Annotated in this window: 11 protein-coding genes; 2 read left to right on the plus strand and 9 right to left on the minus strand. The window is 59.3% G+C overall.

Annotation, left to right across the window (positions count from 1 at the left end):
* A partial coding sequence (locus OQK_RS05285; protein WP_038860589.1) for a LexA family transcriptional regulator occupies positions 1–518 on the minus strand: 518 nt, incomplete at its 3' end.
* Between the two features lie 202 nt (positions 519–720).
* Here OQK_RS05285 and mutS point away from each other — a divergent pair.
* Entirely contained in the window at positions 721–3,303 is a 2,583-nt protein-coding gene (mutS, locus tag OQK_RS05290; protein WP_016771448.1) for a DNA mismatch repair protein MutS, read from the plus strand.
* Between the two features lie 163 nt (positions 3,304–3,466).
* Entirely contained in the window at positions 3,467–3,790 is a 324-nt protein-coding gene (fdxA, locus tag OQK_RS05295; RefSeq protein ID WP_016771449.1) for a ferredoxin FdxA, read from the plus strand.
* Between the two features lie 532 nt (positions 3,791–4,322).
* Here fdxA and rpoS read toward each other — a convergent pair.
* The 8 genes from rpoS to OQK_RS05340 all read right to left on the minus strand — a co-directional run bounded on the left by rpoS (position 4,323) and on the right by OQK_RS05340 (position 11,547).
* Positions 4,323–5,330 (minus strand): RNA polymerase sigma factor RpoS, encoded by a 1,008-nt coding sequence (rpoS, locus tag OQK_RS05305; RefSeq protein WP_016771451.1) that lies wholly within the window; start codon positions 5,328–5,330, stop codon positions 4,323–4,325.
* A 106-nt stretch (positions 5,331–5,436) separates the two neighbouring features.
* Positions 5,437–6,306: a peptidoglycan DD-metalloendopeptidase family protein gene (locus OQK_RS05310; protein ID WP_016771452.1), complete on the minus strand. Its 870-nt coding sequence runs from the start codon at positions 6,304–6,306 to the stop codon at positions 5,437–5,439.
* A 211-nt stretch (positions 6,307–6,517) separates the two neighbouring features.
* Positions 6,518–7,153, minus strand: coding sequence for a protein-L-isoaspartate(D-aspartate) O-methyltransferase (locus OQK_RS05315; RefSeq protein ID WP_162098733.1), 636 nt, complete (start codon positions 7,151–7,153; stop codon positions 6,518–6,520).
* Positions 7,154–7,191: 38 nt separating this feature from the next.
* Positions 7,192–7,941 (minus strand): 5'/3'-nucleotidase SurE, encoded by a 750-nt coding sequence (gene surE, locus OQK_RS05320; protein WP_016771454.1) that lies wholly within the window; start codon positions 7,939–7,941, stop codon positions 7,192–7,194.
* Positions 7,929–8,987 (minus strand): tRNA pseudouridine(13) synthase TruD, encoded by a 1,059-nt coding sequence (truD, locus tag OQK_RS05325; protein WP_016771455.1) that lies wholly within the window; start codon positions 8,985–8,987, stop codon positions 7,929–7,931. Before truD ends, surE begins: the two co-directional genes overlap by 13 nt.
* A complete protein-coding gene (ispF, locus tag OQK_RS05330; RefSeq protein WP_016771456.1) occupies positions 8,984–9,457 on the minus strand; it encodes a 2-C-methyl-D-erythritol 2,4-cyclodiphosphate synthase in 474 nt (157 codons plus the stop codon). The genes truD and ispF overlap by 4 nt, the downstream gene beginning before the upstream one ends.
* A gap of 43 nt (positions 9,458–9,500) precedes the next feature.
* Positions 9,501–10,346, minus strand: a complete 846-nt coding sequence (fghA, locus tag OQK_RS05335; RefSeq protein WP_016771457.1) for an S-formylglutathione hydrolase — start codon at positions 10,344–10,346, stop codon at positions 9,501–9,503.
* A gap of 88 nt (positions 10,347–10,434) precedes the next feature.
* Positions 10,435–11,547: an S-(hydroxymethyl)glutathione dehydrogenase/class III alcohol dehydrogenase gene (locus OQK_RS05340; protein ID WP_007908835.1), complete on the minus strand. Its 1,113-nt coding sequence runs from the start codon at positions 11,545–11,547 to the stop codon at positions 10,435–10,437.
* Between the last annotated feature and the right edge of the window lie 90 nt (positions 11,548–11,637).

Here is an 11,637-nt window from a genome sequence, read left to right on the forward strand (position 1 = left end):
TTGACGCCGACGGTGGCGCCATCACGCAGAACCGGCAACATGCTGTTGCCGCGCACCGTCACGCATTTGGCCTGGTCGAATTGCACGCCGTTGTGGCGCAGGCTGCGCTTGCCGAAGCGCAGGCTAGAGCGCTCGCTCTCTTCGATGACGAATCTTCCTGATCCAGCAGCCAATTCAACCTCGCGTAGAAAGGGCACCGACACCTCGTCGTCATCGACGGGCGTGTCGTCGTCCCACAGGCTTATGTCCTTGAGTTCCGCATGCACGTCAGCGCGAGTGCCGCCGGTCGTTGGCGCGACGTCCGCGCGCCCGCGCAACTGATCTGTGCTGACGTTGAAATACTCGGCGATCTTCGAAATGTGTTTATCCGAAGGATCGACAATCTTCCCGCTGAGAATCCGCGAGAGCGTTGATTGAGGCACGCCGGTGCGACGGTGGAGCTCCGTGGGGGAGATCCCGTGCTGGTCGAGCAGTGCTCTTAAGACGGAGGAAACGTTGCGTTTTTGCATAACGCGCATAGTGCTTGAAGTTTTTCGCGAAGACAAATGCTGATTTGCATAAATCGTGCATAGATCAACTTTTCCCTGCCAGTAAACGCTCACCCGACCGCAGTGCCTGCGTCGGGCAGACTGGCCATGGTAACCTTGCGCCCATCGCGGAAAAGCCCGGCCACTGCCCGCGCTTTGCCCTACATCTTTTAACGAGTTGCCCGACAATCCGATGAATAAAGCCGTCTCCGACCTGTCCTCCCACACTCCGATGATGCAGCAATACTGGCGCCTGAAGAATCAGCACCCGGACCAGCTGATGTTCTATCGCATGGGCGATTTCTACGAGATCTTCTATGAAGATGCAAAGAAAGCCGCCAAGTTGCTGGACATCACCCTGACCGCGCGCGGGCAGTCGGCGGGTCAGGCGATTCCGATGTGTGGGATTCCTTACCACGCGGCGGAAGGGTACCTGGCGAAACTGGTCAAGCTCGGCGAGTCGGTGGTGATTTGCGAGCAGGTCGGCGACCCGGCCACCAGCAAAGGCCCGGTGGAGCGTCAAGTCGTACGGATCATCACGCCGGGAACGGTCAGCGACGAAGCGTTACTCGATGAACGCCGCGATAACCTGATCGCAGCGGTATTGGGTGACGAGCGTCTGTTCGGTCTGGCAGTACTGGACATCACCAGCGGCAACTTCACCGTGCTAGAGATCAAAGGCTGGGAAAACCTGCTGGCGGAACTGGAGCGGGTCAACCCGGTGGAACTGTTGATTCCAGATGACTGGCCAAAGGACCTGCCGGCGGAGAAACGCCGTGGCGTACGTCGTCGTGCGCCGTGGGATTTCGAGCGTGATTCGGCGCTGAAAAGTCTCTGCCAGCAGTTTTCCACCCAAGACCTGAAAGGCTTCGGCTGCGAAAACCTGACCCTGGCCATCGGCGCTGCCGGCTGCCTGCTGTCCTACGCCAAGGAAACCCAGCGCACCGCCCTGCCCCACTTGCGCAGCCTGCGTCACGAACGTCTCGATGACACCGTGGTGCTCGACGGCGCCAGCCGGCGCAATCTGGAACTCGACACCAACCTGGCCGGTGGCCGCGACAACACCCTGCAATCGGTGGTCGATCGTTGCCAGACCGCCATGGGCAGCCGTTTGCTGACTCGTTGGCTGAACCGGCCGTTGCGCGACCTCACCGTGTTGCTGGCACGCCAGACGTCGATTCGCTGCCTGCTCGACGGCTACCGTTTTGAAAAGCTGCAACCGCAGCTCAAGGAAATCGGCGACATCGAGCGGATCCTGGCGCGAATCGGCCTGCGCAATGCGCGACCACGTGACCTTGCGCGTCTGCGTGACGCTCTCGGCGCACTGCCCGAACTGCAAGTGGCGATGACCGATCTGGAAGCGCCGCACCTGCAGCATCTGGCGGCCACCACCAGCACCTATCCAGAACTGGCGGCGCTGCTGGCCAAAGCCATCATCGATAACCCGCCTGCGGTGATCCGTGACGGCGGCGTGCTGAAAACCGGTTACGACAGTGAACTCGATGAACTGCAATCGCTGAGCGAAAACGCCGGCCAGTTCCTCATCGATCTGGAAGCCCGGGAGAAGGCCCGTACTGGTCTGGCCAATCTGAAAGTCGGCTACAACCGTATCCACGGCTACTTCATCGAACTGCCGAGCAAGCAGGCTGAATCGGCGCCGGCCGACTACATCCGCCGGCAGACGCTCAAAGGCGCCGAGCGTTTCATCACGCCCGAGCTGAAAGAATTCGAAGACAAGGCGCTGTCGGCCAAGAGTCGCGCGCTGGCTCGGGAAAAAATGCTTTACGAAGCACTGCTCGAAGACTTGATCAGCCAGTTGCCGCCGTTGCAGGACACCGCCGGCGCCTTGGCCGAGCTGGATGTGCTGAGCAACCTCGCCGAGCGTGCGCTGAATCTTGACCTGAACTGCCCGCGTTTCGTCAGCGAGCCATGCATGCGCATCACTCAGGGTCGTCACCCAGTGGTCGAGCAAGTGCTGACCACGCCGTTCGTGGCCAACGATCTGAGCCTCGATGACAACACGCGCATGCTGGTCATCACCGGCCCGAACATGGGCGGTAAATCCACTTACATGCGGCAAACCGCTTTGATCGTGTTACTGGCGCATATTGGCAGTTTCGTGCCGGCCGCCAGTTGCGAGTTGTCGCTGGTCGACCGCATCTTCACCCGTATCGGTTCGAGCGATGATCTGGCCGGCGGTCGCTCGACCTTCATGGTCGAGATGAGCGAAACCGCCAACATCCTGCATAACGCCACCGAGCGCAGTCTGGTCCTGATGGACGAAGTCGGGCGCGGTACCAGCACCTTTGACGGTCTGTCGCTGGCATGGGCGGCGGCCGAGCGCTTGGCCCATCTGCGCGCCTACACCCTGTTTGCTACGCACTATTTTGAACTGACCGTGCTGCCGGAAGCCGAACCTCTTGTAGCCAACGTGCACCTCAACGCTACCGAGCACAACGAACGGATCGTGTTCCTGCACCACGTTCTGCCCGGGCCTGCCAGCCAGAGCTATGGCTTGGCGGTGGCGCAGCTGGCCGGCGTGCCGAGCGAAGTGATTCTGCGAGCGCGGGAGCATCTGAGTCGCCTGGAAGATACCGCCTTGCCCCACGAGGCGCCGAAACCGGCAGCCAAGGGCAAGCCGTCGACACCGCAGCAAAGCGACATGTTCGCCTCGCTGCCACATCCGGTGCTCGATGAATTGGCCAAGGTCGATCTGGACGACATGACGCCACGTCGAGCGCTGGAAATGCTCTATGCACTGAAGAACCGGATATAAGCACTGAAGAAGCGGATATAACGCAATTCGCTTCAAGCTGTTAGAATCTCGCGCGGTTCGGGATGCTGCTGGCTCATAGCCTGGTCAGCAGGTATCGCTCCCGAACCTGGCGACCCCAACCGTGAAGGGGCAACGCTGCCGCCGCCTGAGGAGAAAATTAGAAATGACCTTCGTCGTCACCGACAACTGCATCAAGTGCAAGTACACCGACTGCGTAGAAGTCTGTCCGGTGGACTGCTTTTACGAAGGCCCGAACTTCCTGGTGATTCACCCGGACGAGTGCATCGACTGCGCGCTGTGTGAACCAGAATGCCCGGCTGTGGCGATCTTCTCGGAAGACGAGATCCCAAGCGGCATGGAAAACTTCATCGAGCTCAATGCCGAGCTGGCGGATATCTGGCCGAACATCACCGAGCGCAAGGATCCGCTTCCGGATTCTGCTGATTGGGATGGCAAGCCGAACAAGATCGAACAACTCGAACGCTGATCTACCCCGCGCTCGACTGAAAGGCCCCTTGTGGGCCTTTTTGCTTTTGCAGGTTTTACTTTTCTGCAGACGAAAAAAGGGGCGGTATGACCCGCCCACATTTTTTCCCTATTCCCTGTAGTCCTTTTCATCGTCCTGATGAATCGCCTCCTGCGATGTCCGTTCCCCTCTTCCGTGAAGGGCGTGTCTGTCCGTCGACACAGCCCTGATATTAGAGAGTTTCCGCAGCGGAGCAATCAGGCTCAGGCGCAGGTCTACGCTGACATAAAGACATAACAATTTAAAAATATTCATATAAATCAGAAAATTACCGCTTAGCATTGATCGCAATCGCATTCTGCCGAAGTGTAAAAATAACGAACACTTACGACACAGTAAGCAAAGGCTTACAGCGCGAGACTACAAACTCAGAAAATGCTGACCGCTCGTCTGGCACATTCCCGACAAACGCGATGCACGAGACAGGCATAAACAAAAAGCCCCGACTGATTGAATCAGCCGGGGCTTTTTTTGCGCGCGGTCGATCAGGCGCTTATTGGAACAGCGACTCGCTCGACAGGCCATTCTTCTCCAGGATCTCGCGAAGGCGCTTGAGGCCTTCCACCTGGATCTGCCGTACCCGCTCGCGGGTCAGGCCGATCTCCAGGCCGACATCTTCCAGCGTGCTGCTTTCGTGACCGCGCAGGCCGAAGCGGCGAATCACCACCTCGCGCTGCTTGTCGGTCAGCTCCGACAGCCATTGATCGATGCTCTGCGACAGGTCGTCGTCCTGCAGCAGTTCGCACGGATCGGTGGGACGATCGTCAGTGAGTGTGTCCAGCAGGGTTTTATCCGAATCCGGACCCAGCGAGACGTCGACCGAAGAAACCCGTTCGTTCAGGCCCAGCATGCGCTTGACCTCGCCCACCGGTTTCTCCAGCAGGTTGGCGATTTCTTCGGGTGAAGGTTCGTGGTCGAGTTTTTGCGTCAGCTCCCGTGCGGCCCGCAGGTACACGTTGAGCTCCTTGACCACGTGAATCGGCAACCGGATGGTCCGGGTCTGATTCATGATCGCGCGTTCGATGGTCTGACGGATCCACCACGTGGCGTAGGTCGAGAAGCGGAAGCCGCGCTCGGGATCGAACTTTTCCACCGCGCGGATCAGGCCGAGGTTGCCCTCTTCGATCAGATCCAGCAGCGACAGCCCCCGATTGACGTAACGCCGGGCGATCTTGACGACCAGCCGCAGGTTACTTTCGATCATGCGCTTGCGCCCGGCCGGATCGCCACTTTGCGACAAGCGCGCAAAATGAACTTCTTCTTCCGGGGACAGCAGAGGGGAAAAGCCGATTTCGTTGAGATACAGCTGCGTGGCATCAAGTGCCCGAGTGTAGTCGATGTATTTATGTTGTTTGAGTGTGGCGGAGTGTCTGGATTTGGAACGAACGGAAGGTGGAGCAGCCCCTTCATCATTCAACATCGAATCCGAATCGATGCCGGTCTCCATAAGGAGAACCTCATCGTCGATGTCAAACTCCGGCACTTCTTTACTGAGAGCCATTGTTATAGTCCTTTGGTGAGTTCGACCCCAAGCTCAAGCGACGCCTTTATCCTTGGCAACGCTGGAGCCTGTCCCCTCTACGCGACGGAACAGGCTGGCCTACAAATCAACGTCTTGGCAGGAACTGCAGCGGATCCACAGGTTTACCTTGGCGGCGAATCTCAAAATGCAGTTTCACCCGGTCTGTACCCGTTGACCCCATTTCGGCAATTGTCTGTCCGACCTTGACCTGCTGCCCCTCCCGAACCAACAGCCTGCGGTTATGTCCGTAAGCACTGACGTAGGTTTCGCTGTGTTTGATGATGACCAATTCGCCGTAGCCCCTTAAGCCACTCCCGGCGTATACGACCGTCCCATCAGACGCAGCTAAAACAGGCTGTCCCAAATCTCCGGCGATATCAATTCCTTTATTCAAACTACCGTTTGAAGAGAATTTTCCAATCAGAACGCCATTAGATGGCCATCCCCAGCCGGTCGGGGCCGGGCCTGCCGGAGGCAGTGGAGCGGGTGCAGGTTTGCTCGCGACGGACGGTACAACCCCTTTGGAACCGGTGGTTGTAGTGGTTGTGGTGCCATTCGCCTGGCGCCGGATTACCGTGGTTTTACTCGACGAAGAAGGTGAAGAACTGGAGTTGCTCACCACCGCTGTCGGCGTTGAACCGCTGCGCCCGTCGAAGCGAATTGTCTGACCCGGATGGATCGTATACGGCGTAGGAATATTGTTCCGGGCGGCGAGGGTTTTGTAGTCCCAGCCGTAACGAAAGGCGATCGAAAACAAGGTATCGCCGGGGCGGACTACATATTGTCCGGTAGTAACGGTCGGACGTTGCGCGACCGAATTATTGCGATCGACAACCCGTACGTTGCTCGATTTGGTGCTTGAGCAACCGACCAGCAAGGTGCTCAAGACAAGGCCAGTCACCAGGCGCTGAAAGCTCGTGTTACCCATACGCTGCGCAATGACTGTGAGACTCACCCGCCGCTCCCTTTGTGGTGGCTGAAAATTCTGAATGCCGCACTGCGGCATGAAGTGTCGCAAGTATAACGGGCCGAAACGGCTTTACCTTTAATGACGCGAAATCACCGGACGCACACGTTTGCCAAGGGCAAGTACGCAGCGTTTAAACTCTGGCTGCCGGTGTAAGACCGGCGCCGTTGAAAGGAATTCAGCGCCTGTTTGCAAATGCTCAGGCCAGTGGCCCGTTGAGCAAAGGCACGAAACGCACAGCGCCCAAAACGTGTCGGGAAAAGCCATGTTCTTCGCGCACGATCAGCATCAGTTGTTGCACTTCACCGGAGCCGACCGGAATCACCATGCGCCCACCGGGGGCCAGTTGATCGAGCAAAGCTTGCGGTACATCGGTGGCAACGGCGGTGACGATGATGCCGTTGTAGGGCGCCAGCGCCGGCCAGCCTTCCCAGCCATCGCCCCAGCGAAACACCACGTTGCGCAGGTTCAGCTCGATCAGACGCTCCTTGGCGCGGTCCTGCAGCACCTTGATGCGTTCGACCGAAAACACCCGTTCGACCAGTTGCGACAACACCGCTGTCTGGTAGCCGGAACCGGTGCCGATCTCCAACACTTTATCCAGCGGACCCGCCTCCAGCAGCAGCTCGCTCATGCGCGCCACCATGTAAGGCTGGGAGATGGTCTGGTTGTTGCCGATCGGCAGCGCGGTGTCTTCGTAAGCGCGGTGCGCCAGCGCCTCGTCGACAAACAGGTGACGCGGCGTGCGGCGGATCACTTCCAGGACTTTGGCGTTCGACACGCCTTCTTCATACAGCCGCTGGATCAGTCGCTCGCGCGTACGCTGGGAGGTCATGCCAATGCCGCTGCGCAGGCGGTCGTCATGTTCACGCATCAGCTCAGCCCCCCCAGCCAGCCATCAAGACTTCTGAAGGCATCATTGAAGGTGCGATCGAGCTGCAACGGTGTGATGGACACATAACCCTGCATCACGGCATGAAAATCGGTGCCCGGGCCGCCATCTTCGGCGTCGCCGGCAGCAGCAATCCAGTAACCGGCCTTGCCGCGCGGATCGACCACTTTCATCGGCGCCGCCGCGCGGGCGCGATGGCCGAGACGGGTCAACTGAATGCCACGGATGTGATCGATAGGCAGATTGGGGATGTTCACATTAAGTACCGTGCGCGGCGGCAGATCGAGCCCGGCGTGGGCCTCGACAAGTTTGCGCGCAAAGTAGGCCGCAGTCGGCAGGTTATCCACTTGGCGCGAGACCAGTGAAAAGGCAAACGATGGGCGCTCGAGAAATCGTCCTTCAAGGGCTGCCGCCACGGTTCCGGAATACAGCACGTCGTCACCAAGGTTGGCGCCGAGGTTGATGCCGGAAACCACCATGTCCGCTTCGCGCTCAAGCAAGCCGTTAAGGCCCAGGTGAATGCAATCGGTCGGTGTGCCGTTGATGCTGATGAAGCCGTTGGCCAGGTATTGCGGGTGCAGCGGACGGTCGAGCGTCAGCGAACTGCTGGCGCCGCTTTTGTCCTGCTCCGGGGCGATAACCACGCATTCGGTGTAATCCGCCAGCGCTGCATAAAGCGCGGCGAGACCGGGCGCGGTTACCCCATCGTCGTTAGAAATCAGAATACGCATGGGCTGTCCGTCTGCCCCACCGGCACCAGATCAACGAGCTCGCGCACCAATACGGTGGCAAAGCATCCGGCCGGGAGGACGAATTCCAGTTGCAGAATGTCAGGTTGGGGATAATGCCACGTCAACCCGCCAATGGGCAGCCGCAGGATGCGACGTTCATGGCTCATGCCGGCGTGGATCAACCAGTCGCGCAGATCCGCTTCGCGGGCGGCGATCTCCTGCTCCAGTTCATGGACAGCACCAGCAGCCGGCGAGTCACCTTCGCCCCACTGCGGACCGGTCGAGTGCAGGTCGAGAATCGACAGACGCGGGTCGCTGCATTCCGCTTCACCCGCCGGGAAAAAGCTGCGGCTGTCAGTAAACGCCAACAAATCGCCAACCAGCGCGGTGTTCCAGGTGCCATCGGCGACGCGCGCCGCCAGCACCTGGTTGAACAGAAAGCTGCGCGCCGTCGACAGCAACCGCGAACGCACATTGCGCTGTTCCGGCAAAGCCTTGCGCGCCGCCCACGCCCGGGCATCGACAACGTTGCCGCCGTCATGGCCGAAACGCTGGGCGCCGAAATAATTGGGAATGCCTTGTTTGGCGATCAGTTGCAGGCGCTGTTCAAGCGCGTCTTTGTCGCCATCGAATTGCGTCAGGCGCAACGTGAAACCGTTGGCCGAATGCGCACCGCGTTGCAGCTTGCGCTTGTGGCGCGTGGTCTTGAGGATCATCAGCGTGTCGTTTTCCGCCGCCGACAGATCCGGATCGGCCTTGCCCGGCAATTGCACGCTGAACCACTGTCGGGTCAGGGCCTGACGATCTTTGAGGCCGGCATAGCTGACGGTGCGCAACGGCACGCCGGCTGCCTTGGCGATCCGCCGTGCCGCTTCTTCGGTATTGAGGCCGCGCTTTTCCACCCAGATCCACAGGTGTTCGCCGTCGCCGCTGAATGGGATATCCAGCACTTCATCGACCTGGAAATCTTCGGCAATGGCTTTCAGTACCGCTGTGCCGAGGGGTTCGCCATAGGCCCGCGGGCCGAGCAATTGCAGTTCATTCATGCGCGCAGCAACAAGGCAACGGAGTGCACGGCGATGCCTTCTTCGCGACCGACAAAGCCAAGCTTTTCGGTGGTGGTAGCTTTGACGTTCACTTGATCCAACTCAACTTGAAGATCCGCCGCGATCAGCGCGCGCATCGATTCGATATGCGGCGCCATTTTTGGCGCCTGGGCAACGATGGTGTTGTCGACGTTGCCGACTTTCCAGCCCTTGGCGTGGATCAGACTGACCACATGACGCAACAGCACACGGCTGTCGGCGCCCTTGAATTGCGGATCGGTGTCCGGGAAGTGTTTGCCGATATCACCCAGCGCCGCCGCGCCGAGCAAGGCGTCGCTCAAGGCGTGCAGCAGGACGTCACCGTCGGAATGAGCGAGCAGCCCGAAGCTGTGTGCAATCTGCACGCCGCCCAGAGTAATGAAATCGCCTTCAGCGAAACGGTGCACATCGTAGCCGTGGCCAATACGCATAAAAAAACGCCCCGATTTTTGTCAGGGCGTGATTCTACCTGCATTAACCGCGCAGAGCGCGTGCGTGATGCTGCAAGTGGTCGTCAATGAAGCTTGAGATGAAGAAATAGCTGTGGTCGTAGCCCGGTTGCAGGCGCAGCTCCAGCGGATGCCCCGCTTGTTTTGCTGCGTGTTGCAAGGCCTCGGGTTTCAATTGCGTGGCGAGGAAATCGTCACGATCACCTTGATCGACCAGCAACGGCAACTTCTCCGTCGCCTCTGCGATCAGCACACAGGCGTCCCACTCTTTCCACTTCGAACGGTCTTCGCCCAAATAGTTGGAAAAGGCCTTCTGACCCCACGGGCAATCGATCGGATGGGTGATCGGCGAAAAGGCCGAAACCGATTTATACCGCCCAGGATTGCGCAAGGCACAGACCAAAGCACCGTGGCCGCCCATCGAGTGGCCGCTGATGCTGCGCTTGTCGGAAGCGGGGAAATGCGCTTCGACCAGAGCGGGCAACTCCTGCACGACATAGTCATGCATCTGATAGTGCCGCGCCCACGGTTCCTGCGTGGCGTTCAGATAAAACCCGGCGCCGAGACCGAAATCCCAAGCCTTGTCTGCATCGTCCGGAACATCCGCGCCACGTGGGCTGGTATCCGGGGCAACGATGATCAGACCAAGCTCGGCGGCCATGCGCATCGCACCGGCCTTCTGCATGAAATTCTCATCGGTGCAGGTCAGCCCGGACAACCAGTACAGCACTGGCAGCTTGCCGCCCTGCTCCGCTTGCGGCGGCAGGTACACGGCGAAGACCATGTCGCAATCAAGCACTTCGGAGCGATGGCGATAGCGCTTGTGCCAGCCACCGAAACTCTTCTGACAGGAAATGTTTTCCAGATTCATAGCACTTCAGCCGCACGCTGCGAGCTTCAAGCTGCAAGAGGGCGTTGCGCCTGCTTGCAGCTTGTGGCTTGTAGCTTGCCGCTGCTCCTTAGAAATGAATGACGGTGCGGATGCTCTTGCCTTCGTGCATCAGGTCGAACGCCTTGTTGATATCTTCCAGACCCATGGTGTGGGTGATGAAGGTATCCAGCGGGATCTCGCCGCTCTGGGCCATGTCGACGTAGCTCGGCAATTCAGTACGGCCACGCACGCCGCCGAACGCCGAACCGCGCCAGACGCGACCGGTAACCAACTGGAACGGACGGGTAGCGATTTCCTGACCGGCACCGGCGACACCGATGATGACCGACTCGCCCCAGCCTTTGTGGCAGCACTCAAGCGCGGCGCGCATCAGTTGCACATTGCCGATGCACTCGAAGGAGAAGTCGACGCCGCCATCGGTCATGTCGACGATCACTTCCTGGATCGGACGATCAAAGTCTTTCGGGTTCACGCAATCGGTGGCACCGAGTTGTTTGGCGATTTCGAACTTGGCCGGGTTGATGTCGATCGCAATGATGCGCGCAGCCTTGGCTTTCACCGCGCCGATCACGGCCGACAAGCCAATACCACCGAGACCGAAGATGGCCACGGTGTCACCCGGTTTGACCTTGGCGGTATTGAGCACGGCGCCGATACCGGTGGTCACGCCGCAACCGAGCAGGCAGACCTTTTCCAGCGGCGCGTCTTTGGAGATCTTGGCCACGGAGATTTCCGGGAGCACGGTGTATTCCGAAAACGTCGACGTCCCCATGTAGTGGAAAATCGTTTCGCCCTTGTAGGAAAAGCGCGAAGTGCCGTCCGGCATCAGGCCCTTGCCTTGGGTGGCGCGAATCGCCTGGCAGAGGTTGGTCTTGCCCGACTTGCAGAATTTGCACTGGCCGCATTCCGGGGTGTACAGCGGAATGACGTGGTCGCCGACGGCAACCGAGGTCACGCCCTCGCCGATCGCTTCAACGATGGCGCCACCTTCGTGGCCGAGGATCGACGGGAAGATGCCTTCCGGGTCTGCGCCGGACAAGGTGTAGGCATCGGTGTGGCACACCCCGGAAGCGACAACGCGCAGCAACACTTCACCAGCCTTCGGCATGGCGACATCGACTTCTACGATTTCCAGCGGCTTCTTGGCCTCGAAGGCAACGGCGGCGCGCGACTTGATCATGCTGACTCTCCAGTGAACCCAATAAATAAAAAAGCAGACAGACAGTGTAGTTCAGCGCGCCCTGAGGAATAATCCGGACGAAAGCAAAAC

The sequence above is a fragment of the Pseudomonas sp. R62 genome (assembly GCF_000257605.1).
Classification (GTDB): domain Bacteria; phylum Pseudomonadota; class Gammaproteobacteria; order Pseudomonadales; family Pseudomonadaceae; genus Aquipseudomonas; species Aquipseudomonas atacamensis.

Bases quoted from the DNA above. Each gene is read 5' to 3' on its own strand.
- mutS (WP_016771448.1), top strand. From the start codon at position 721: ATGAATAAAGCCGTCTCCGACCTGTCCTCCCACACTCCGATGATGCAG.
- fdxA (WP_016771449.1), top strand. From the start codon at position 3,467: ATGACCTTCGTCGTCACCGACAACTGCATCAAGTGCAAGTACACCGAC.
- rpoS (WP_016771451.1), bottom strand. From the start codon at position 5,330: ATGGCTCTCAGTAAAGAAGTGCCGGAGTTTGACATCGACGATGAGGTT.
- OQK_RS05315 (WP_162098733.1), bottom strand. From the start codon at position 7,153: ATGACCTCCCAGCGTACGCGCGAGCGACTGATCCAGCGGCTGTATGAA.
- surE (WP_016771454.1), bottom strand. From the start codon at position 7,941: ATGCGTATTCTGATTTCTAACGACGATGGGGTAACCGCGCCCGGTCTC.
- truD (WP_016771455.1), bottom strand. From the start codon at position 8,987: ATGAATGAACTGCAATTGCTCGGCCCGCGGGCCTATGGCGAACCCCTC.
- ispF (WP_016771456.1), bottom strand. From the start codon at position 9,457: ATGCGTATTGGCCACGGCTACGATGTGCACCGTTTCGCTGAAGGCGAT.
- fghA (WP_016771457.1), bottom strand. From the start codon at position 10,346: ATGAATCTGGAAAACATTTCCTGTCAGAAGAGTTTCGGTGGCTGGCAC.
- OQK_RS05340 (WP_007908835.1), bottom strand. From the start codon at position 11,547: ATGATCAAGTCGCGCGCCGCCGTTGCCTTCGAGGCCAAGAAGCCGCTG.